Origin of the sequence: Bacillus sp. JJ1773, from assembly GCF_036962035.1 — a bacterium.
Lineage (GTDB): Bacteria > Bacillota > Bacilli > Bacillales > Cytobacillaceae > Cytobacillus.
In genome coordinates this window covers 182,779-202,600 of the sequence record NZ_JBALNX010000049.1, presented here as the reverse complement: position 1 = coordinate 202,600, position 19,822 = coordinate 182,779, and the positions used below count along the sequence as shown (strand labels likewise).

25 protein-coding genes are annotated in these 19,822 nt (G+C 36.3%); 21 read left to right on the top strand and 4 right to left on the bottom strand.

Annotation, left to right across the window (positions count from 1 at the left end; translation table 11 throughout):
* The first annotated feature begins 195 nt into the window (after positions 1–195).
* The 11 genes from V7127_RS15045 (at position 196) to V7127_RS14995 (ending at position 11,154) form a co-directional block, all read left to right on the top strand.
* Entirely contained in the window at positions 196–1,833 is a 1,638-nt protein-coding gene (locus V7127_RS15045) for a glycosyltransferase family 4 protein (RefSeq protein WP_335487258.1), read from the top strand.
* A gap of 33 nt (positions 1,834–1,866) precedes the next feature.
* On the top strand, positions 1,867–2,508 hold the full coding sequence (locus tag V7127_RS15040) for a hypothetical protein (protein WP_335487255.1): 642 nt from the start codon (positions 1,867–1,869) through the stop codon (positions 2,506–2,508).
* 77 nt (positions 2,509–2,585) lie between these two features.
* The gene (gene rpmG / locus V7127_RS15035) at positions 2,586–2,735 is read left to right on the top strand and encodes a 50S ribosomal protein L33 (RefSeq protein ID WP_057771568.1); all 150 of its coding nucleotides are present in this window, start codon (positions 2,586–2,588) and stop codon (positions 2,733–2,735) included.
* A 67-nt stretch (positions 2,736–2,802) separates the two neighbouring features.
* On the top strand, positions 2,803–3,372 hold the full coding sequence (locus tag V7127_RS15030) for a 5-formyltetrahydrofolate cyclo-ligase (protein WP_335348272.1): 570 nt from the start codon (positions 2,803–2,805) through the stop codon (positions 3,370–3,372).
* A complete protein-coding gene (locus V7127_RS15025; protein WP_335487252.1) occupies positions 3,365–4,165 on the top strand; it encodes a DUF92 domain-containing protein in 801 nt (266 codons plus the stop codon). The genes V7127_RS15030 and V7127_RS15025 overlap by 8 nt, the downstream gene beginning before the upstream one ends.
* A gap of 42 nt (positions 4,166–4,207) precedes the next feature.
* On the top strand, positions 4,208–4,405 hold the full coding sequence (locus V7127_RS15020) for a hypothetical protein (RefSeq protein WP_335487250.1): 198 nt from the start codon (positions 4,208–4,210) through the stop codon (positions 4,403–4,405).
* A 143-nt stretch (positions 4,406–4,548) separates the two neighbouring features.
* Entirely contained in the window at positions 4,549–6,093 is a 1,545-nt protein-coding gene (locus V7127_RS15015; protein WP_335487247.1) for a rhomboid family intramembrane serine protease, read from the top strand.
* Between the two features lie 34 nt (positions 6,094–6,127).
* The gene (locus V7127_RS15010) at positions 6,128–6,328 is read left to right on the top strand and encodes a YqgQ family protein (protein WP_335347797.1); all 201 of its coding nucleotides are present in this window, start codon (positions 6,128–6,130) and stop codon (positions 6,326–6,328) included.
* Between the two features lie 373 nt (positions 6,329–6,701).
* On the top strand, positions 6,702–8,603 hold the full coding sequence (locus tag V7127_RS15005) for an LTA synthase family protein (RefSeq protein ID WP_335487311.1): 1,902 nt from the start codon (positions 6,702–6,704) through the stop codon (positions 8,601–8,603).
* A 102-nt stretch (positions 8,604–8,705) separates the two neighbouring features.
* Positions 8,706–9,893, top strand: a complete 1,188-nt coding sequence (locus V7127_RS15000) for a M14 family metallopeptidase (RefSeq protein ID WP_335487244.1) — start codon at positions 8,706–8,708, stop codon at positions 9,891–9,893.
* Positions 9,894–10,008: 115 nt separating this feature from the next.
* Entirely contained in the window at positions 10,009–11,154 is a 1,146-nt protein-coding gene (locus tag V7127_RS14995) for a hypothetical protein (RefSeq protein ID WP_335487241.1), read from the top strand.
* A gap of 54 nt (positions 11,155–11,208) precedes the next feature.
* On the opposite strand, the gene V7127_RS14990 is transcribed toward V7127_RS14995, so the two are convergent.
* Entirely contained in the window at positions 11,209–11,382 is a 174-nt protein-coding gene (locus V7127_RS14990) for a DUF2759 domain-containing protein (RefSeq protein WP_335346701.1), read from the bottom strand.
* 107 nt (positions 11,383–11,489) lie between these two features.
* The gene (locus V7127_RS14985) at positions 11,490–11,981 is read right to left on the bottom strand and encodes a hypothetical protein (RefSeq protein WP_335346702.1); all 492 of its coding nucleotides are present in this window, start codon (positions 11,979–11,981) and stop codon (positions 11,490–11,492) included.
* A gap of 113 nt (positions 11,982–12,094) precedes the next feature.
* Here V7127_RS14985 and V7127_RS14980 point away from each other — a divergent pair, with 113 nt between their 5' ends.
* Both V7127_RS14980 and V7127_RS14975 read left to right on the top strand, forming a co-directional pair.
* Positions 12,095–12,730 (top strand): MBL fold metallo-hydrolase, encoded by a 636-nt coding sequence (locus tag V7127_RS14980; protein WP_335487237.1) that lies wholly within the window; start codon positions 12,095–12,097, stop codon positions 12,728–12,730.
* 175 nt (positions 12,731–12,905) lie between these two features.
* Positions 12,906–13,970, top strand: coding sequence for a class I SAM-dependent methyltransferase (locus V7127_RS14975; protein ID WP_335487234.1), 1,065 nt, complete (start codon positions 12,906–12,908; stop codon positions 13,968–13,970).
* A 54-nt stretch (positions 13,971–14,024) separates the two neighbouring features.
* Here the strand turns inward: V7127_RS14975 and V7127_RS14970 are convergent, their stop codons facing one another.
* Both V7127_RS14970 and V7127_RS14965 read right to left on the bottom strand, forming a co-directional pair.
* Entirely contained in the window at positions 14,025–14,270 is a 246-nt protein-coding gene (locus V7127_RS14970) for a DUF2626 domain-containing protein (RefSeq protein WP_066293532.1), read from the bottom strand.
* 156 nt (positions 14,271–14,426) lie between these two features.
* Entirely contained in the window at positions 14,427–15,128 is a 702-nt protein-coding gene (locus tag V7127_RS14965) for a helix-turn-helix transcriptional regulator (protein ID WP_335346705.1), read from the bottom strand.
* Positions 15,129–15,417: 289 nt separating this feature from the next.
* Here V7127_RS14965 and comGA point away from each other — a divergent pair, with 289 nt between their 5' ends.
* The 8 genes from comGA to V7127_RS14925 all read left to right on the top strand — a co-directional run bounded on the left by comGA (position 15,418) and on the right by V7127_RS14925 (position 19,710).
* Positions 15,418–16,488 (top strand): competence type IV pilus ATPase ComGA, encoded by a 1,071-nt coding sequence (gene comGA / locus V7127_RS14960; protein ID WP_335345429.1) that lies wholly within the window; start codon positions 15,418–15,420, stop codon positions 16,486–16,488.
* Positions 16,475–17,506 carry a competence type IV pilus assembly protein ComGB gene (comGB, locus tag V7127_RS14955; RefSeq protein ID WP_335487230.1) on the top strand — a complete coding sequence of 344 codons (1,032 nt, stop codon included), beginning with the start codon at positions 16,475–16,477 and terminating at the stop codon, positions 17,504–17,506. The genes comGA and comGB overlap by 14 nt, the downstream gene beginning before the upstream one ends.
* 9 nt (positions 17,507–17,515) lie before the next feature.
* Positions 17,516–17,833, top strand: a complete 318-nt coding sequence (gene comGC / locus V7127_RS14950; RefSeq protein ID WP_335487308.1) for a competence type IV pilus major pilin ComGC — start codon at positions 17,516–17,518, stop codon at positions 17,831–17,833.
* A gap of 5 nt (positions 17,834–17,838) precedes the next feature.
* Positions 17,839–18,279 (top strand): competence type IV pilus minor pilin ComGD, encoded by a 441-nt coding sequence (gene comGD / locus V7127_RS14945; RefSeq protein ID WP_335353962.1) that lies wholly within the window; start codon positions 17,839–17,841, stop codon positions 18,277–18,279.
* Complete coding sequence (locus tag V7127_RS14940; protein WP_335487226.1) at positions 18,263–18,598, top strand: type II secretion system protein; 336 nt, start codon at positions 18,263–18,265, stop codon at positions 18,596–18,598. The genes comGD and V7127_RS14940 overlap by 17 nt, the downstream gene beginning before the upstream one ends.
* Positions 18,549–19,031 (top strand): competence type IV pilus minor pilin ComGF, encoded by a 483-nt coding sequence (comGF, locus tag V7127_RS14935; RefSeq protein ID WP_335487223.1) that lies wholly within the window; start codon positions 18,549–18,551, stop codon positions 19,029–19,031. The genes V7127_RS14940 and comGF overlap by 50 nt, the downstream gene beginning before the upstream one ends.
* The gene (gene comGG / locus V7127_RS14930; protein ID WP_335487221.1) at positions 19,018–19,401 is read left to right on the top strand and encodes a competence type IV pilus minor pilin ComGG; all 384 of its coding nucleotides are present in this window, start codon (positions 19,018–19,020) and stop codon (positions 19,399–19,401) included. The genes comGF and comGG overlap by 14 nt, the downstream gene beginning before the upstream one ends.
* 96 nt (positions 19,402–19,497) lie before the next feature.
* A complete protein-coding gene (locus tag V7127_RS14925; RefSeq protein ID WP_335487218.1) occupies positions 19,498–19,710 on the top strand; it encodes a YqzE family protein in 213 nt (70 codons plus the stop codon).
* The last annotated feature ends 112 nt before the right edge of the window (positions 19,711–19,822 follow it).

Genomic DNA, 19,822 nt, shown 5'->3' with positions numbered 1-19,822 from the left:
AACAATCAGTGGGGGATGATAGAAAACCCCACTGATTGAAGTTTCACTTTATCTCAATTGAGCATGAGGTGCATCATGACTGAAAGATACTTTCATTTAAAAATAATTTCCAACAGCCTTTGTTATGCATCATGGGATATTCCTCTTCATATTAGAAACCTTGTGGAATGTTATTTCAGCAGATCCTTCTCTAAATTGACCAAGACTATTCGTCTTTATAATGCCGCAGAGGGTATAAGAGGAAGAGAGGCATATGATCAAGAAATGATCATTGGGAGGAATCAATCACAGAGAATAGTTGAGGGGCTTACGAAACATCAAAGTTACAATGCAGAAGTCGGGATCAAACTATCAAGTAATCATTTCTTTCCCATACTTCGATCAAATCTCATTGCAAGCGATACGCTAAAAAGCGAATGTGAGCTTCGTAGGGCTTGCACTGAACCTTCCGATCTACCTTATCCTTGGTCCAAGCTGGTTAGCACCTATTCGTATTATGTGCCAAATAACAGGAACGAGGACTTTTCCTTAAAATATAAGTATAAACAAACAGTTGCCTATGAAGATAAAAAATTGGAGCTTTCAAATGTAAAGAAAATGTCTAGGGAAATAGACAATTCACGTATAATGGTTAAAAAAAATGCCAAACGAAGAATTCTAATTCTATCATGGGAATATCCTCCTCACCTTGTTGGCGGTTTATCAAGGCATGTTCAGGGACTTGCTGACTGTCTTCAAACAATGGACTATGAAGTGCATGTCATTACTTCAAATCCAAATGAAGCGGCGGAGGAAGAAATGAATGAGCGTGTTCGGATACATCGTGTAATCCCATTTAATCAACAGGATGAAGATTTTCTTAGCTGGATAGGCGGATTAAACTTAGCCATGCTGAATAAGGCATTGGAGATTGATAAAATATATCGCTTTAACTTGATCCACGCCCATGATTGGCTTGTTGGAGCAAGTGCTATTGTCTTAAGAAATACCCTTCGCATTCCGTTAATTGCAACTATTCACGCAACGGAATATGGAAGAAACAAAGGTATCCATACAGAGCTTCAAAAATTTATTCACGAGAAGGAACAACAATCAATTATTCAAGCGGATACAGTCATTGTCTGCAGTGAATATATGAAACGAGAGCTTAATCAAGTGTTTCGTTTACGAAACGAAAAGAAACTTCATATAATCTCAAATGGAACAGCAGCAAATACGCATGTGAAAGACGGATTGAAGGCTTTAGAAGTGATGCCTATTCAAAAAAATAAGCGTCTGATCTTTTCGATTGGACGCATCGTTAAGGAAAAAGGATTTGACACAATAATAGAGGCAGCCCAAAAAATGCAAAGACATTTCCCTGATGTATATTTCATAGTTGCAGGTAAGGGGCCTCAGCTTGATGAATACAGGAGGATTTCAGATGGTTTACAGCTGCAAAATCAACTTTTCTTTGTTGACTATGTAACAGATGAGCAAAAGTCTGCATTGTTTAACATTTGTAATATCGCTGTTTTTCCTAGTCGCTATGAACCCTTTGGAATCGTTGCACTAGAAGCAATGCAGGCGGGGAAGCCGACAATTGTTTCGAATACAGGCGGCTTAAAAGAAATAGTTCAGCATAAAAGATCAGGAATGCTCATGAAACCGGGATGTTCAGACAGCTTAATCGAGCAAATTAAGTACTTGCTAGAAAATGAATCCCATGCAGAGCAAATCGGACTGTCCGGAAAAAAACGGGTCGAGACCATTTTTAGCTGGGAGAAAGTAGCTGAAGAAACAGTTAAAGTATACGAAGAATTACTTATTCATCTAAATAATGAAAATGATTAATATGCTGACAATTTATTCGGAGGTGAAATGAATATGAAAATAAAAACTTGGATTCAACCAAAAGCTACAGAGGAAAACATAATTTCGAATAAAGAAGGGATAGAAGTTATTCCTGGGATCTGGATTGATGGAAAGACATATTGGCTGACTCCAGGAGTAGAAACAATGATTGCAGAAGAAGGTTTGTCAGTTCACTTACAACAAGAGAAAGGTTCCCCAGCTGTACAATTGTATAATGTCAGTATTACCAACTTTCGTGAACGTCAGCTGCATGTAAAGCTGCTTATTCAAAATAGGCATTATCAAAGCCGAAATAGATTCAATCATTTTTTCGAAGATCATGAGCATCTTTCATTTATTTCACCTTCCGAGAAGGTTGTTTTCCACTTAGACAATCATCAAGTGCATTTAGCCAACGGGTATTGCCAAGGGAAAACATTCAGGGCTAGCACCATCCAATCTATTAGGAATGTCTTTACTGATCATATTTGGGCGTGTCCTACAACAGGAAAACTTCAATATAATCCGATGGCTAATGGCGATGCTGTCAGTTTATTTCTCTATGATTGTCATTTCAGGGGGAAACAAACCATAGAAGGGAAATCATGGGTAATTAGCGGGGACAATGAGACAGAGCTAATAAAATTAAACGAGTCTCTTTTAAAAACACACTAGCATTTACATTTAAAAAGTGATATTATAAAAAGGTCGTATGAACGAACTAGTCTTTCAATAGTTTGGAGGGAAATTACATGCGTGTGAATATTACGTTGGCTTGCACAGAATGCGGAGATCGTAACTATATTTCTAAAAAAAATAAAAGAAACAATCCAGATCGTCTTGAGCTTAAAAAATACTGCCCAAGAGAAAAGCGTTCTACTACACATCGTGAGACAAAATAAGCAGTGGGGTGATTCCTACTGCTTTTTTTGTTGGCTATAAATTCATAAATGGGGGGGCTTTGGAATGATGGAAGAGAAAAAGATATTGCGAAAGAAAATAATTGATAGGCTTTCATCGATAAATAAACCTGTATATGAGCAACTTTCTTATCAAATTGCCAATCAGTTATTTCAGGATAAATATTGGAAGGAAGCTTCAACCGTTGGGGTTACTATTTCCAAGCAGCCAGAGGTTGATACATATCAAATTATTAGAAAGGCTTGGGAACAGGGAAAGCGGATTGTCGTTCCGAAATGCCTGCCAAAAACGAGGGAAATGGTATTCCGTACATTACATAGGTTTGATCAATTAGAATCGGTTTACTATGGATTACTAGAGCCCATCGAATCAGAAACAGATGAAGTATCGCCGAATGAAATAGATTTGATTATTGTTCCTGGCTTAGCCTTTACCGAGAATGGCTATAGACTTGGATTTGGCGGTGGCTATTATGACCGGTTCTTAACAAAATATAATGGCCACACTCTTTCACTTGCATTTCATGATCAAATTGTTTCAAAACTTCCAGTTGAGGACCATGATATCCCTGTCAGTAAAATTATTACGGACGAAAAGATTAAGTGTGTAAATGAATGACGCCGGTTTTCTATTTCTATTTATAGCCGCTACAGCCATTTGCGGATATTATTTTAGATTGTTAACCAGTTCAGGGAGTATAGCAGCGTTTATAGCTGGCCTAATTATTGGACTTGGCTTTGGTGTTAAAGGCTTGCTTGTGCTCGGTTTCTTTTTTGCCAGCTCCAGTCTATGGTCTAAATTCAAAAGAAGAAACAAAGTGAAAATTGAGCAGAAGCATGAAAAAGGCTCTCGCCGAGATTGGGTACAGGTAGTGGCGAATGGAGGTACGGCTGCTCTTTTTAGCATACTTTATCTAGCTTCCCCTCAAGAAATCTGGTTTTATGGATTTGCCATTTCTATTGCTGCGGCTAATTCTGATACATGGGCGTCTGAAATAGGTTCTACGAGCAAACAGGCACCTATTTTTATTCGTTCAATGAGACAGGTTGACGCAGGTACCTCGGGCGCCGTTAGCGTTCTTGGGACCTTTGCTGCTCTGTGTGGGTCTTTTTCGGTGGCGATCCTTTGTTTTTATTTATTTCCTATTTCATTTACTGGACTCCTGATTATTTTCGTGTTTGGATTTGTTGGGAATATAATAGATACGATGTTTGGGGCTTTTATCCAAGTAGTCTATCAGTGCAAAATATGCGGGGCTGAAGTAGAGGCAAGTAACCATTGCGGGAAAAGAACCATTTACAAAAGAGGGCTAATTATGATGAATAATGATATTGTGAACTTTTCATCGGGTTTTCTAGCTGCATTATTAGGATTACTTTTCCTCTTATTAGTTGGTACCATAAATGGATAAAATTTATATATTCATCTCAAACTAGAATAAGGAGGGATGAATATGGGTCGTATAATATCAATCATCATGATTGGAGTTAGCGGATATTTAATTTTTCAAAATCGGTACCGAGCGATGAATGTATTATTTAGAAATGCTATTTTGCGCCGAATTTTCGTCAATTCCATCATGGGACTTCCGGGAGTGAAAGATCGTTTAATGAAATTGGTCTTCCCGCCAGGACCTGCTGAAACACATTAGAAAAAGACCTTTTGAGGTCTTTTTCTTTTGCGTTTACAGGAGTTATTGCCTATAGTAAAAATGAGGTTCAGTTTTTTGGCTCTATGTCATATTTACATTAATATAAAAAAGTAAGCTTGAAAAAGAGAGTAGGGGGAACCCCGGTGAATTTACAAGAAGATTATTTGTTCTGGAAGCTTGCCCATTATTTCATTTCGGAACATAATTATCGCATTGTTCAATTAGCTGAGCAGCATCAAGAATTATGGCTGGAAAAATTGGAGAACAAAGAGGCTCAAGTTATTAGATTGCTCAAGTATAATTTAGATTGGAGCAATTGGATGCAGAAGGACATTGAGCATACTGCGATGAATGGAGAAAGAATTCGAAAGCAGCTTATGCGCGGTGAAATGAATGTCATTAATTTATACATCTCCGCTTATCCGCCAGTAGATGATTATGAATTTAGAATTGAAAAGCCATTTATTCAAGCAGACAAAGAAAAAACAAGGGTAACCTCGATCATTTTCGATCGGTCCCATTATGAAGAAAGCTTAACAAAGCTTAACAGTATTTTTCAAAGCATTCATTCAATATCGATAAACAGAGAAGGCTATACGGAGAGTGATATTGAAGAAGTGAAGCTTGCGGCGTTATCGGAAGCATCTAATCGGCATAAGAAGGAACAAGCCCTATTTCAATATGGAAAGCCTTTTTTTACATATGTATTTATGATTATTCAAGTAGCTATGTTTCTTTTGTTGGAATGGAAGGGTGGAAGTACGAACACATCTACACTTATTGAATATGGTGCTAAGTTTAACCCGCTCATTCTCGAAGGTGAATGGTGGCGGTTTTTTACACCTATTATTCTACATATAGGGCTGCTCCATTTATTAATGAATACACTTGCGCTTTATTATTTAGGGACGACAGTCGAAAGAATATATGGCAATGCCCGCTTTCTCTTCATCTATTTGCTTGCTGGATTTTTCGGTTCTTTATTAAGCTTTGTCTTCAGTCCTAACTTATCAGCAGGCGCAAGTGGTGCTATCTTTGGCTGCTTCGGAGCCTTGCTGTATTTTGGCGTTATTTATCCAAAGCTATTCTTTAGAACGATGGGCTTAAATATTATCGTTATTCTAGGTATTAATCTTGTCTTTGGCTTTACGATGCCAAGCATCGATAATGCAGGACATATTGGCGGATTAATCGGTGGATTTTTGGCAACTGGAATTGTTCATTTTCCGAAGAAAAAAAGGCTGCTTATTCAAGGAGTTTCTATAATTATTGCAATTGTATCTATTACAGGATTGTTGAAGTATGGCTTTAATGAGCCAGGACGAGTATTAAGTGAACATTCAGCCTTAGTCATGGCACAGGAATATATGAAAACAGAGGAATATGATAAAACTGTAAACATACTTCAGAATTATGCTAATGATCATTCAGCTTCTGCAGAGGTTTATTTCCTTCTCTCTTATGCAGAAATAAAAACAAACGAAATACAAAAGGCAAAAGAGCATTTACACCTAGCGATAGAACAAAGAAAAGACTTTCATGAGGCTTATTATAACTTAGCCCTCCTATATGTTCAGGAGGAAAATTTCAACGAAGCGCAAAAGTTTGCTAGTATTGCCGCTGAGTTAATGCCTGATCAACAGGATTATCAGAAATTGCTGCAGCAGATTAAAGAGCAAGTAAAGTAAATAGACAGAAATTATTATGATATGAGGGACAAGAATGAAAACGATTTATGATATTCAGCAATTCCTGAAAAAATTTGGCACATTTATTTATATAGGGGATAGGGTAGCGGATTTGGAGCTGATGGAAGCGGAGATAATGGAACTTTATCAAGCACAGCTAATGGAAACGAAAGATTATCAAATGGCGATTTTATTATTAAGACATGAGATCCAGCATCTCAAAGAAAAGGACTAAATTTTTATGACTGTAAGAAAAAGTATTCGTTCCTTTGCGAATGCTTTTTTTATTTTATTAAGTTATAGGAATGATGGGACTTCCTTAGTATGGATCAGGTTTGTTAACAAAAATAAATAAAAACAAAGGACTATGACAAATTGATCATTTTTATAAAAAAGGACAAACACGAAACTTTTGGAGGTTTAAAACGTCTAATATTTTGGGTAAAGAGAAGTCTACAATTATATAAAAATATGTTTAAGCCTGATTTGATTTTATGTAAAAAAAGAGTTAAGATAAGGTTTGATTTAAAACCACTATCCTAAAATTGTAAAAAAATTAAAAAAATTTCCATATCTGTTCCAAAAAAACAGGGAGGGTAACAGTGACTATGAAGAATTTCAAATGGTCAAAGATATCGCTTGTTGGAATTGCGATTGTGCTGCTTTGGCTAAAAACGTACATTACCTATAAAACTAGCTTCGATATTAAAATAGAAAATTGGAAGCAAGAATTTATTTTGTTTATCAACCCATTGAGTTTCTTGCTCTTTATTTTGGGTATTAGCTTATTTCTTAAGGAAAAGAACCGTAATCGATATATACTTATTACGAGTTTTGCCATTTCAATGGTATTGTTTGCTAATGTAGTTTTTTATCGGTTCTTTAATGACTTCTTAACGATTCCTGTCCTTTTTCAAACAAGCAATATGAGTGATCTTGGCAGCAGTGTAAATGAATTGCTTAGCTTTACTGATCTACTGTATTTTGCGGATTTTATTATTTTGGCAATAATTGTCGTCCTAAAACCAGCATTTATTTCATATAGGGAATTCTCTAAAGTAGACCGGAGAGCGTTTTTCTTAATTTCAGCTGCGATTGCCTTTTTTAATCTTGGACTTTCTGAGACGGAGCGTCCTCAGCTGCTTACACGTACATTTGACCGTGAAATGCTTGTCAAAAATATCGGGACATATAATTATCATATTTATGATATGTTCCTTCAATCGAAGTCATCTGCACAAAGAGCATTAGCTGACGGCAGTGAGTTAGTTGATATTGATAACTATATCCATGCTAACTACAAAAAACCGGACGATGAAATGTTTGGGATTGCAAAAAATAAAAATGTCATTTTAATTTCAATGGAATCAACTCAAAGTTTTGTTATTAATGAAAAGGTGAATGGGCAAGAAATCACGCCGTTTTTAAATCAATTTATTAAGGATAGTTATTATTTTGAGAATTTTTATCACCAAACTGCCCAAGGCAAGACTTCAGATTCGGAGTTTATCGTAGAGAACTCTCTTTATCCTTTAAGCCGTGGGGCAGTATTCTTTACGCATTCTGGGAATGAATATACTGCGACACCTGATATTTTGAGCGATAATGGCTATTTCACTGCATCTTTGCATGCGAACAATAAGAGCTTTTGGAACAGAGATATTATGTATCAATCATTAGGATATGACCGTTTCTACTCACTGCCTGATTATGAAGTTACGGAAGAGAACTCCGTTGGCTGGGGGATGAAGGATATTGATTTCTTTGAACAATCGATTCAGCATTTAAAAGAAATGCCGAAGCCGTTTTATGCAAAATTTATCACGCTAACGAATCACTTTCCATTTGAACTAGATGAAGAGGATCGATTTATTGAACCGTATACGTCAAATAATAAAACAGTTAATAATTACTTTCCAACTGTTAGGTACACAGATGAGGCTTTAAAGTTATTTATTGAGAGGCTGAAAGAAGAGGGCTTGTACGATGATTCGATCATCATTCTTTATGGAGACCATTATGGCATTTCCGAAAACCATAATAAAACAATGGGTGAGTTTTTGGGAACGGAGGTAACACCATTTGTAAGTACAGAGCTCCAAAGAGTGCCATTCATCATCCACATTCCTGGACAAAAGGGCAAAACATTATCCACTGTCTCTGGTCAAATTGATGTCAAACCTACAATTCTTCATTTATTAGGCATTAACACGAAGAATAATATCGATTTTGGTTCAGATTTATTCTCAAAGGATAAATTGGAATTTACTGTTCTGAGGGATGGAAGTTTTATTACAAAAGATTATATTTACACACGTGAAACTTGCTATGATAAGAAAACAGGAGAGCCTACTGAAAGTAACGCCTGTGAACCATATATAGAAAAAGCAAAAAATGAGCTCGAATACTCCGACAAGATTATTTATGGTGACTTGCTGAGATTCTATGAGGATAAAGAGCTTATGGGCTCAAACCTTTATGAAAATGAAGTACTTATTAATGCCGAATAAAGAGAGAAAGTCTGCAATCATATAATTGCGGGCTTTTTTGTTCCCATTGCATTTTTTTCTGTAAATATTCATAAAAATGAATGGATAAGGGAGGAAGATAAAATGAAAGTTAAAGTACGTGCTGGAGATACACTGTGGTATTATAGCCGCCTTTTAATGGTCCCTCTGAATTTATTAACGGATTCAAATCCTTCGATTAATCCAAACTCCTTAAACATAGGACAGGACATCCAGATTCCAGGATTTAAAGCAGTTCCATATAAACTAAAGAATGGGGATACCTTTTGGAAGCTAAGTCAGGCCAGACATCTATCCGTTGATGCATTACTCCTAATGAATCCAAAAACAAACCCAAACCACCTTCAAGCAGGGGAAACCATACTAATCCCATCCAGGGTGATAACACCCATTGTCAATGGGAAAAGGAATTATAATTTTGAGGCTCTAACTGAGGATATTCGAAGCTTACAAACCATCTATCCATTCATAAAGATAAACACAATAGGCAACACTGTACTTGGGAAGCCGATTCAAGAGATTCGATTAGGAAAAGGAACAAAAAAAGTTCATTTTAATGCTTCTTTTCATGCTAATGAATGGATTACCTCGGGGATTTTAATGGCTTTATTGAACCATTTCCTATTATCTTTAACAAATGTGAAACCGATAAGAGGACTCCAGACGATGCCTTTATACCAGTCAGTAGATATTTCCATTGTACCTATGGTAAATGCGGATGGGGTAAATTTAGTGATAAATGGCCCTACAGAGGATGTAAGAGAGCGAGTGATTGGAATCAATCGGGGAAGCTCAAATTTTAGCGGCTGGAAAGCAAATATTAGAGGTGTTGATTTAAATGATCAATTTCCTGCAAAATGGGAAACCGAAAAGGAAAGGTCCCCTGAAAAGTCCCCAGCCCCTAGAGATTATCCGGGTAGTGCCCCATTAACTGAGCCCGAGGCCATTGCGATGGCAGAACTAACAAGATCGAGACAATTTAACCGTGCGCTTGCCTTTCATACACAAGGGGAGGAATTTTATTGGGGATATGAAGGAATGGAACCCACAGAATCAAGTGTATTGGCGAGAGAGTTTGCTAGAGTGAGCGGATATAGGTCAGTTCAATATATCGAAAGCTATGCAGGCTATAAAGATTGGTTCATTAAAGAATTCCGCCGTCCTGGTTTTACCATTGAGCTCGGAAAGGGAATAAATCCTTTGCCATTATCCCAATTTGATGAAATATTTGAAGAAGTGCTTGGTATTTACCTAGCAGCCTTATACATGTAAAATGAATGATAAAAGCCGTTTTTCGGCTTTTTCCTTTTAATAAAGAATAGCCATAATGAAACATTTTAGATTATATTCCGTAATACTACGTATAGGGAAAAAAGGGGGGGAGGACTTGATACAAAAATTTAAAAGCACTGGCATATTGTTTTATTTATTATGTTTTTTCCTCCTCTTTTTATTAGTTGGGTGTCAGTCCGAGAAAGAAACAGGGATACAGCCAATCCAGAAGCATAGTCAATCATTACATAAGGCAGCGATTCCTCATTCTTTTTTGTTAAATGAAGTCCAAGCCCCTGTTTCTATTCAAAAAGGACAATTTAATTCAATAAATGGTTGGCTAAATAATGATACGATAATTTATATGACAAATGTGGAACTTGGGACAAATATATACACCTATAATATTTTTACAGGTGAAACTCATTTGATAATGGAAAGTGAGGCCCCTGTTTCGTCAGTAATGGCTAGCCCTTCCGGCAATCAAGTGTTGATTCATTCCGCTCCAAATTCATATGAAGGGATCATTTCGATTGTCGATACGAAAGGAAAAGAAATTTTGAATAAACGGATAAGTGCATTTGAAATTCATTTCGAATGGAATCCTTATGATGAGGACAAAATCCTTATTTCGTCATTTACGGAGGGATGGGATTATTCAATATACTTGCTATCAATAAAGGATAAGACATTGGATGAGATTGAAAATAAGGAGCCATTCGTATATTGGTTTGCTAAAGATGAAATAATTTACTTAAACTGGAGTCAAAATGATCTCTCTCTCTTTGCTCCTCTCGTCAAAAGAAACATAAATGAGCCGAATGAAAAATTTTTGCTTAATGAAATATATTATATAAAGACAATAAAAGATCTATTGATGACCATAACGGTGAATTCAGAAAATAGCAATGAAGCAGAATACACCTTTTTTTCAAAGGAACTTGAGAGGCTTGCTTCCATTTCTGTACCGCATTTAACACGTTTTTCAGACTGGCTTGTTCCTTACTTTGACTTTGACCAAAATCATCGTTTTATTTCATTACAGCCTCTTTTCAGTACAGATGCGGATACGTATACTAATGGATTCCAGCTTATTTCGTTTGATATCGTAAATGGAGATAAAAAGGTTATCATAGATAACATGAAGAATGAGCCATTAAGCTGTGCTCCAAGCGGAGATAAATGCTTGTATGGGTTTTACTTTGAAAAACTGATTAACTTAGAAACAAAAACAATCATTCCGTTAGTAAAAGATTATTAATGGTTGAATCAAAAAGACTGTCCTTTTATTACAAGAACAGTCTTTTTTGAAAAATTAGTGTACAGCAGGATAACCACTGTTAATTAGTGTTAATAGAGCAAATCCGCCAAAAAAAACAAATGAGCCAGCACCGAAAACGATACCAAGAACATTTTTGTTCTTAAGTGCACTTAATGTACCAAAAGCTGCAAGAACGGCAACCAATGCAAAAATAATGACTAGTCCCATAATAAATAGCCCCCTTTTAATGATCAACAGCAGGCAAATGCCTAGAAATTAAGAAAAACTCGTTCGAAAAACCTGTATGTAACTTATTTTTACATTCATATTATATTTTATATTTTTTTCCTCTGTTTGTCGAGTTCAAAAAATGACACTTCTATGTCATACGCATTGGCTATCCCCTTTACTAAATCTTTTAAATGATGTTCCACGAAATAAATAGCCGCTTTTTCATTCTCAGTATTAAAAATCAAATGCTCCTCAAGCTGAAATAGAGCCATTTGAATCGCTTCGTTTGCACCGCCGCATATTGAAAATCCACAAACCATTTCTTTTAGCAGAAATGTATGAGAATTTGTAATGAATCCGAAATCTGTAAAGGTGTCTCCTATAACTCCGGGGGTTAATTGGATAAGCTCAAACTGATTTTCAAACAACCCAGCTTCGAGTAATAAAATCTTTGATTCAACAGCATCCTTTTCTGATTCATATATAAATATAGTTTCAATAAAATCAAAAACATTAGTGTCACTAAGGATAATAGCCTTAAAGTCAGGTACTTCTTCCATAATAATATTTGCTTCAACCGCATAAAATATGTTCATTTTATTCTCCTTTGTTAGGATTGCTTTAAATATATTTTAAGGCCGTTTCCTTTAATAGTTCAATCCATATAGTGTAGAATAGAGCTAAATTAAGCTTTTTGGAGGTGTTAGTATTGGAATGGAATCAGCTTCCACTAGGTCCATTACAAACGAATTGCTACATATTGTCAAAGGAAAATAATATTTGCTTAATTTTCGATCCTGGCGAGGAAAGTGATAAGCTGAGCAGCTATATTCAGAAAGCGAATTTAAAGCCGGTTGCGATTATTCTGACACACGCTCACTTTGACCATATTGGAGCAGTTGATGATATTAGGGAGGAGTACAATATTCCGGTATATATTCATGAAAAAGAGGCTGGTTGGCTTCTTGATCCGGCATTAAATGGTTCCTCGCGTTATGAAATGATACCGAATATTAGCGGCAAGCCTGCAGATATTATTATCAATAATGAACAAGAGATCAGGATTGGGGATTTTACCCTCCAAATTTATGAAACTCCAGGACATTCACCAGGGAGTATTTCCATTTATATCAAGGATTCAGGCTTAGTCGTTGCAGGTGACGCATTGTTTTATGGAAGCATTGGGCGGACAGACCTGCCTGGCGGAAATCATCAGCAGCTATTAAATAGCATACATAATAAATTATTAGGGTTGCCAGAAGAAACGATCGTTCTTCCAGGACATGGACCTGCCACTACAATCGGACAAGAGATGGATACAAACCCATTTTTAAATGGCTTTTAACATTTGAAATGTGGAAAAGGCGGCTATGAAATAGAAAAGCCCTTCTCAAATGAGAAGGGCTTTTCTGGGGGATGTTCTATTCATATAATGGGAGGGGATATAGTTAAGCTACTTAATTTACAATATAATAAAGTTTTCATCGTGTCAATAGTGTTAACTTAAAAAAGGAGTTTTTATGATAAATTTTTTAAAAGAGTTTATATCGAACCACCCATTCAAAAGGATTACATATGCGGAATATATGGAAGTGGCACTTTATCACCCCGAGTACGGCTATTATATGAGAGAAAAGGAGAAGATTGGCCGCAAAGGGGACTTCATCACCTCAAGCAATATATCAGATTTTTACGGCAAATCCATAGCGAAATGGTATTATAAGCAAATGAATCAATTGAAGCTTGCTCCGGCTATATGTGAGATTGGAGCAGGTACTGGCCGCTTTGCAAAAGCATTTATTGATGAATGGAATCACCTTTCATCGGTCCCGATTCGTTATTCTATTTTAGAAGCAAGTCCGTATCATCGAAAGGTGCAGCAAAAAGTACTGCACTTTAACGATTACGTGAAACAAATTGAAGGTTTAGACGAAATTAATCCATTTGAGGGTTTAATCTTTTCAAATGAATTGTTTGATGCTCTTCCTGTTCATGTTATCGAAAACCATAATGGACAATTGATGGAGCTGATGATTGGCCTAAACAATGATCAGTTAGTTGAAATAGCTGTACCATTGGAAAATGAGAAGATAATGACCTTTATTAAGAGCAGCGGATTAAAATTAAATAATAAACAAAGAATTGAAATTCCTTTATTAATGGAGGAGGTTATCAGTAACATAGCCAATGCGCTTACAAAAGGATTGGTTCTCACTGTTGACTACGGTTATACGAACGAAGAATGGCAGGAGCTAGGAAGAAGAGATGGCAGTCTTCGAGGATATTATCAGCATCAGCAATTTAATCATGTACTCATGCATCCAGGAGAGATGGATATTACAAGTCATGTTCATTTTGATTCTCTTATCCGAATTGGGAATCAGTTAGGATTGGCTTTTCAGCAGAAATGGAGACAGGATGAATTCTTATTAACTACAGGTTTATTAGATGAATTCCAGAATCATTATGACCCCGACCCTTTTTCAGAAGTAAGCAAAAGAAATCGAGCGATTCGGAGTCTCATTATGCCTTCAAGTATTAGCGGATCATTTCATGTAATATTGCAGAAAAAAGGAATAGAATAGAAAAAAATAAAAAAGCGATGCTTGCATCGCTTTTTTATTATGTAGGTATAATTCTTAATGACCACTTACTCCTGGTGTCATCATAAACGTTGACCAGTAAGTGAAGCCAACGAAGAACACTGTTAAATATGCGGCAAAAACATACATATACATACGCTCTGAAAGCTTTAAGTAGCTTAAAAGCAGGAAAAATCCTGTTTGGCCGAAGAAGATTAAAGATGTTGTATACATGTCGCCTACGAAGAACATGACTGCAAAAATCCCTGTCCAGAATCCTAATACTCTGTACATACGATCCATGTGTATCCCTCCTTTTACCATTACAAGTACATCATTACATATTATAAGTTATTCCCAACTTAAAAGTAAACCACTCTTTATGAATATTGTTTAACGAGGATATAGGCGAAGCGCGACGGGTTCATGCTTCCGATTATCCTTTGAACTATTATTTCATTATTTTGTAACAATTGCATGATAAGCACATGTTTCACAGCCATTTAGCATATTTGCATTTTCGACTAATTCTACAGAACCAAATAATGCTTCAAACATCCCTTTAAGAAACTCTGAATGCATACCGCAAACAGATTCTGAATAATCTCCAGCCACTTCTTTAAATGGGCAGTTAAAGATTTGAAAATAAATTTTTGAATCGTCTTCATTTGCTTCAAATTCTGGATGGAATCCTGACATGATAGCTGCATTTTTAATAATATTTAGTTTTTGTTCGAATGAAAGCGACTCATTAAATTGAGCAGAACGGCTCGTTTCTTGCTCAATTAATTCATGTCCAAACTTTTTACCTGTATCGTATAAAGCCTGTTTAGCAGCTTCACCAAGTGAAAGCAATGATTGCATAGCAATCTTTGAAAGGAGCTGGTAGTCACGATACGGAAAATGAAGCTGTATCACATCATCTGATAAACGATAAAGTCTGCTTGGACGCCCGCCTTTTCCAGTTTTTTGCGTCTCTGATACAAGCATATTAACATCCTCTAGCTTTGAAAGATGTAGCCTGGCAACGTTTGGATGAATATTAAAATTATCTGCGATTTCCTGGACAGTTACTTCCTTATGTCTTTTCGTAATGTATTGATAAATATAATAACGTGTTGGATCTGATAAAACATTTGTAATTTTTAAAGTTTGTTCCACGTAACTCACCTCAGAACGATATTGATCCCATTATAATACAGTTTTTTAGAGTTAACACTGTATTCACTATAAGTTTATAAAATGTTCACAAATATCCACTCATGTATTTTAGCTGCCAATAGTGATTAAACATGGTTTTTAGGATAGAGGTTTAGTCTTAGTGTAAGAATTATTATTTTTTTCATGCGAAAAATTTGTCAAAAATAAAAGGAAAATATATAATAAGGTCGAATATGTCTTTAATGACTATTCAAAATTTTATAAATTCTAAAGGTGGTGTAATGTTCAGTTGAACATGATCGAAAAATTAGCAGAAAAAATAATCAAGGATGCAGTTCGAAATCAAGCCTCGGATATTCATATTGTCCCCCGCAGACAGGATACACTCATTCAATGGCGCCTCGCAAATAAACTAGTTCCCAGACTCTATCTCCCTAAAGAAGAATGCGACAGACTAATCTCCCATTTTAAATTCACCGCATCGATGGATATTGGCGAAAAAAGACGCCCACAAAGCGGAGCCTATTCTTACGTAATTGATGGAAAAATAATTGGATTGCGTTTCTCCACTCTGCCATCAAGCCACAACGAAAGCCTAGTTGTTCGAATCCTTCCTCAGCAAGAGCAAATTCCTTTTTTTCAAATTTCCTTATTTCCAGCTATGACCCGTAAAATGCTTGCCTTACTCAAACATGCCCACGGCTTAATCATTTTCACAGGCCCAACCGGATCTGGAAAGACCACAACTCTTTATTCCTTATTGAACGAGACCTCCCATATGTTTAACCGCAATGTCATTACATTAGAAGACCCAATAGAAAAAGAACATGATATGGTTCTCCAAGTACAAGTGAATGAAAAAGCGGGTGTTTCTTATGCTGCTGGTCTAAAGGCAATCTTAAGGCATGACCCAGATATTATTATGGTTGGAGAAATAAGAGATGCGGAAACCGCAAAAATTGCTGTACGTGCTGCGCTGACGGGGCATTTAGTGCTTTCAACCATGCATACAAGAGATGCGAAAGGTGCCATTTACCGGTTAAATGAATTCGGTGTCAATTGGGTAGAAATAGAACAAACTCTTGTTGCTGTAACAGCACAAAGGCTGGTCGAATTGACCTGTCCATTTTGCCAAGGGGAATGTTCACCCTATTGCTTTAGCTATGGAAGATGGAAGAGAGCGAGTGTTTTTGAGCTCCTTGCAGGGCGAGCTTTACACGCAGCGATGATGGAGGCGAAGGGTGAGTATATGGATGTGGATTATTTTACATTAAAAGACGTCATCAAGAAGGGCATTGCTCTAGGTTATATTAAAGGAACAGAATTTGATCGGTGGGTGCTGGATCATGCGGAGGCATAAGTGGAGTCTTCAGGAACAAAGCCATTTTCTAAAAAGAACAGGAGAGCTTCTTTCGAGAGGCTACCCGCTTTCCGAAGCAATAGAATCCATTCTGTTTCAGCTTCCGCGAAGAAAGAAAAAGGAGGTAGGAGAGTGTTTATCTGATTTAAGAGAAGGCTATCCGTTTTATCAAATATTATCAAAGCTGCAGTTTAACCGACACCTCATTGGCTATGTCTATTTTGCCGAACAGCATGGCGGCTTGGCTCAGGCATTCCAAGAAGGCAGTGAAATGATGTTAAAAAGAGACAGGGATTTGGAAAAGCTGAAAAAACTGCTTGTGTATCCCGTGTTATTAATTTTCATTACTTTAATGTTATTCATCTTTGTTGACTATATGATCCTCCCAAGATTTTCTTCATTATTTTCTTCAATGAAGCTAAAGCCAAACTTTTTTATGAAGGCAGTCTCTTTCTTTGGCAATATAATGCCTTTCTTCTTCGTTTTTTGCATCTTTTTCTGTGCTGTTCTTCTCGGTTACTACCTTTTACAATTCCGGAAAAATTCTCAAGTCAGGCAAAAAAGTAAGCTCGTTTCAATTCCGTTGATGGGTCCTTTTTTAAAATTGTTTTACTCACATTATTTTTCGATCCAAATTAGTTATTTATTATCGGGTGGTCTGTCGATTCACGAGGCATTAAGAATGTTTAAGAAAAATGAAAAACAGCCTCTGTATCAAGAGCTAGGGGCAGACATAATAGATAATTTGCGAAAGGGGGAGAGGCTAGAGGATATACTAATGGGCTATTCCTTTTTAGAAGCTGAGCTTCCTTATATTATTAGGCATGGCCAGAAAAACGGGAAGCTCGATCAGGAGCTGGCTTTCTTTAGTAAACATTGTTTAACGGTAATTGAAGAGCGTTCAGAAAAATTACTAAAGACCATTCAGCCGATTTTGTATTCAGTTATTGGTGTCATGATTGTATTTATGTATTTAGCTGTACTATTACCAATGTTTCATTTACTGGAGGGAATTTAAATGAAAGCCATGAAAAAAGAAAACGGATTTACTCTAATAGAAATGATGATAGTTTTACTAGTGATTTCTGTTTTGTTGATCATAACTATTCCAAATATCACAAAGCATAATTCTAAGATCAACAGCAAGGGGTGTGAGGCATTTGTAAAGATGGTACAAGCCCAGGCTCAGGCTTATGAAATTGAAAAGAAATCACCGCCAGCAGATATTGATGCACTCGTTGCTGCTGAATATCTTAATGAGAATGAAACAACATGTCCAAATGGAACAGCAATTGAGATTTCAGCAGATGGAAAAGTGTCACCTGCAAAAAAAGAGGGGTCTTAAGTTTTATGTTAAGAAAACAAGGAGGCTTCACTTTAATAGAATCTTTATTTGTCTTAAGTGTTTTTCTCATTATCGCCTCCGTACCTGCCTTTCTATTAAAGCCACATTTTATCTCCTTTGAAAAAGAAAAGTTCATTTCACAATTAAAAGCAGATCTTTACTATGCTCAGCAATATGCTCTTTCCCATCATATTGATGTGTATGTTCATATTCTTCCGGAAGCAAATAGGTATGTTATACATGAAAAGCTTAGTGCAAATTATTTGATTGAAAGAGAAATACCAAAAGCCATTACAGTACAAGAGGACACTATGAAGCTCTACTTTTATTATCAATCAGACGGGAATATTAATAGATTTGGTTCCTTTGTTATCTATGCAGGCAAGGAGAGATATCGGTTTACGTTTTATATTGGAAAGGGAAGATTTTATGTTGCGAAAGAATAAAGGGTTCTTTTTGCCTGAGATGCTATTGACTCTTTCTGCATGGATTGTTATTGCAACCATATTTATACCGTTAATTATGAATTTAATCGATCAATCTGTTCAGCTTCGGCAGGAATTTGACAGTGCTCAAGCTTTATATGAGACATTGCTAAAGGCTCAAAAGGAAGGTTGGCTGCCTCAAACAGAATTGATAACAATTAATCAAACTGTTTATGAAATATATGAAGGGACTTCAGGGGTAAACGCTGGACAGGAGGTTTGCATTAAATATGAGAATGTATTCAAAAAGCTGCAGACGAAATGTGAAATATTTGAATAATAAAGGCTTCACAATGTTGGAAATGTTATATGCCTTTTCCATTTTTCTGCTTGTCGTTTCTTTTTTTCCACTTTTCTTTAAGTATATTATGGAAAATGAACAGCTTGAAAATAGGCTAAGAAGAATGGAATGGCATGTATTTGTCAATCAAATAAAGAAGGAACTTCGATTAGCGGATGAAATAAACGTTTCTGATAACAGGCTAGTATTAACAAAGCACGGTCAAATCATACTCTATGAGAAGCATGGAACTAATTTACGAAGACGGGTGGATTTCAAAGGGCATGAAATCGTCCTTCAGCAAGTAGACTCATTCCGGTTTTCTCCGATACATGATGGAGTCAAGCTGACGTTAAACGACCTTAATGGCCAAAAATATTCTGTATTATTGTATTCGTTCATAGGTTTGGAGGAGCATTATGCTTCGGAATGAAAAAGGATTTACCTACCCGCTTACCTTTTCTATTATCTTGCTCGTTGCTCTCCTCCTTACCATGCATATTGAATTTTATTTATCAGAGATTCGTTTTTTACAAGAATCAGAAGCACTTTTGAAACAAGAGTATTATTTATTAAGCTCGATGAAACGGATGGAAGACATTTTAAGAGCAGAGGATGAAGATCAGTACACTGGCGTATTTTCCTATTCAGATGGAGATGTCCGTTATGAAACAGATAAACTAACGGATACTTTGTTGATGTCAACATTTAATTTACACATGGGAACAAAAATTGAAATGCTAGCATACGGGTATTTTGATACGGAGGAGGGCAAAATGATAAAGTGGATAGAAAGAAATTGAATGGCTTTGCTTGAATAGTGGATGCTGAATAAATATGTTATTGAAGGGACATACTTGAAATGAAAGCAACTTAAATAATTTGAGCAGGGTGCAGCAATGAAATCGAATGATTATGTCAAGTACATTACCGAAACAGTTGTTAAGTATATTGATCAGCCAAAAGATGAGCGCAAGAAAAGCAAATTAGAAAAGAAGGATGTTAAAGAGCCGTTCTTATTTCGATGGTTTGGATTGATTCCCTACGTCCTCTACTATAATTTTAAGAGGAAGAAAGAAAACAAATATGAAAAGAAACCGTTCAAAATTTGAGCGGTTTCTTTTTACGTCTAGCTCCACAAGGAATGCTTCGGCAGCATAATCATCTCACGAGTATAAGCGTTAGCTTTTAGGAGGAGCGCCTAGCCCCGACGTACAGGACGTA

Bases quoted from the DNA above. Each gene is read 5' to 3' on its own strand.
- V7127_RS15040 (WP_335487255.1), top strand. From the start codon at position 1,867: ATGAAAATAAAAACTTGGATTCAACCAAAAGCTACAGAGGAAAACATA.
- rpmG (WP_057771568.1), top strand. From the start codon at position 2,586: ATGCGTGTGAATATTACGTTGGCTTGCACAGAATGCGGAGATCGTAAC.
- V7127_RS15030 (WP_335348272.1), top strand. From the start codon at position 2,803: ATGGAAGAGAAAAAGATATTGCGAAAGAAAATAATTGATAGGCTTTCA.
- V7127_RS15025 (WP_335487252.1), top strand. From the start codon at position 3,365: ATGAATGACGCCGGTTTTCTATTTCTATTTATAGCCGCTACAGCCATT.
- V7127_RS15020 (WP_335487250.1), top strand. From the start codon at position 4,208: ATGGGTCGTATAATATCAATCATCATGATTGGAGTTAGCGGATATTTA.
- V7127_RS15010 (WP_335347797.1), top strand. From the start codon at position 6,128: ATGAAAACGATTTATGATATTCAGCAATTCCTGAAAAAATTTGGCACA.
- V7127_RS15005 (WP_335487311.1), top strand. From the start codon at position 6,702: ATGAAGAATTTCAAATGGTCAAAGATATCGCTTGTTGGAATTGCGATT.
- V7127_RS15000 (WP_335487244.1), top strand. From the start codon at position 8,706: ATGAAAGTTAAAGTACGTGCTGGAGATACACTGTGGTATTATAGCCGC.
- V7127_RS14990 (WP_335346701.1), bottom strand. From the start codon at position 11,382: ATGGGACTAGTCATTATTTTTGCATTGGTTGCCGTTCTTGCAGCTTTT.
- V7127_RS14985 (WP_335346702.1), bottom strand. From the start codon at position 11,981: ATGAACATATTTTATGCGGTTGAAGCAAATATTATTATGGAAGAAGTA.
- V7127_RS14975 (WP_335487234.1), top strand. From the start codon at position 12,906: ATGATAAATTTTTTAAAAGAGTTTATATCGAACCACCCATTCAAAAGG.
- V7127_RS14970 (WP_066293532.1), bottom strand. From the start codon at position 14,270: ATGGATCGTATGTACAGAGTATTAGGATTCTGGACAGGGATTTTTGCA.
- comGB (WP_335487230.1), top strand. From the start codon at position 16,475: ATGCGGAGGCATAAGTGGAGTCTTCAGGAACAAAGCCATTTTCTAAAA.
- comGC (WP_335487308.1), top strand. From the start codon at position 17,516: ATGAAAAAAGAAAACGGATTTACTCTAATAGAAATGATGATAGTTTTA.
- comGD (WP_335353962.1), top strand. From the start codon at position 17,839: ATGTTAAGAAAACAAGGAGGCTTCACTTTAATAGAATCTTTATTTGTC.
- V7127_RS14940 (WP_335487226.1), top strand. From the start codon at position 18,263: ATGTTGCGAAAGAATAAAGGGTTCTTTTTGCCTGAGATGCTATTGACT.
- comGF (WP_335487223.1), top strand. From the start codon at position 18,549: ATGAGAATGTATTCAAAAAGCTGCAGACGAAATGTGAAATATTTGAAT.
- comGG (WP_335487221.1), top strand. From the start codon at position 19,018: ATGCTTCGGAATGAAAAAGGATTTACCTACCCGCTTACCTTTTCTATT.
- V7127_RS14925 (WP_335487218.1), top strand. From the start codon at position 19,498: ATGAAATCGAATGATTATGTCAAGTACATTACCGAAACAGTTGTTAAG.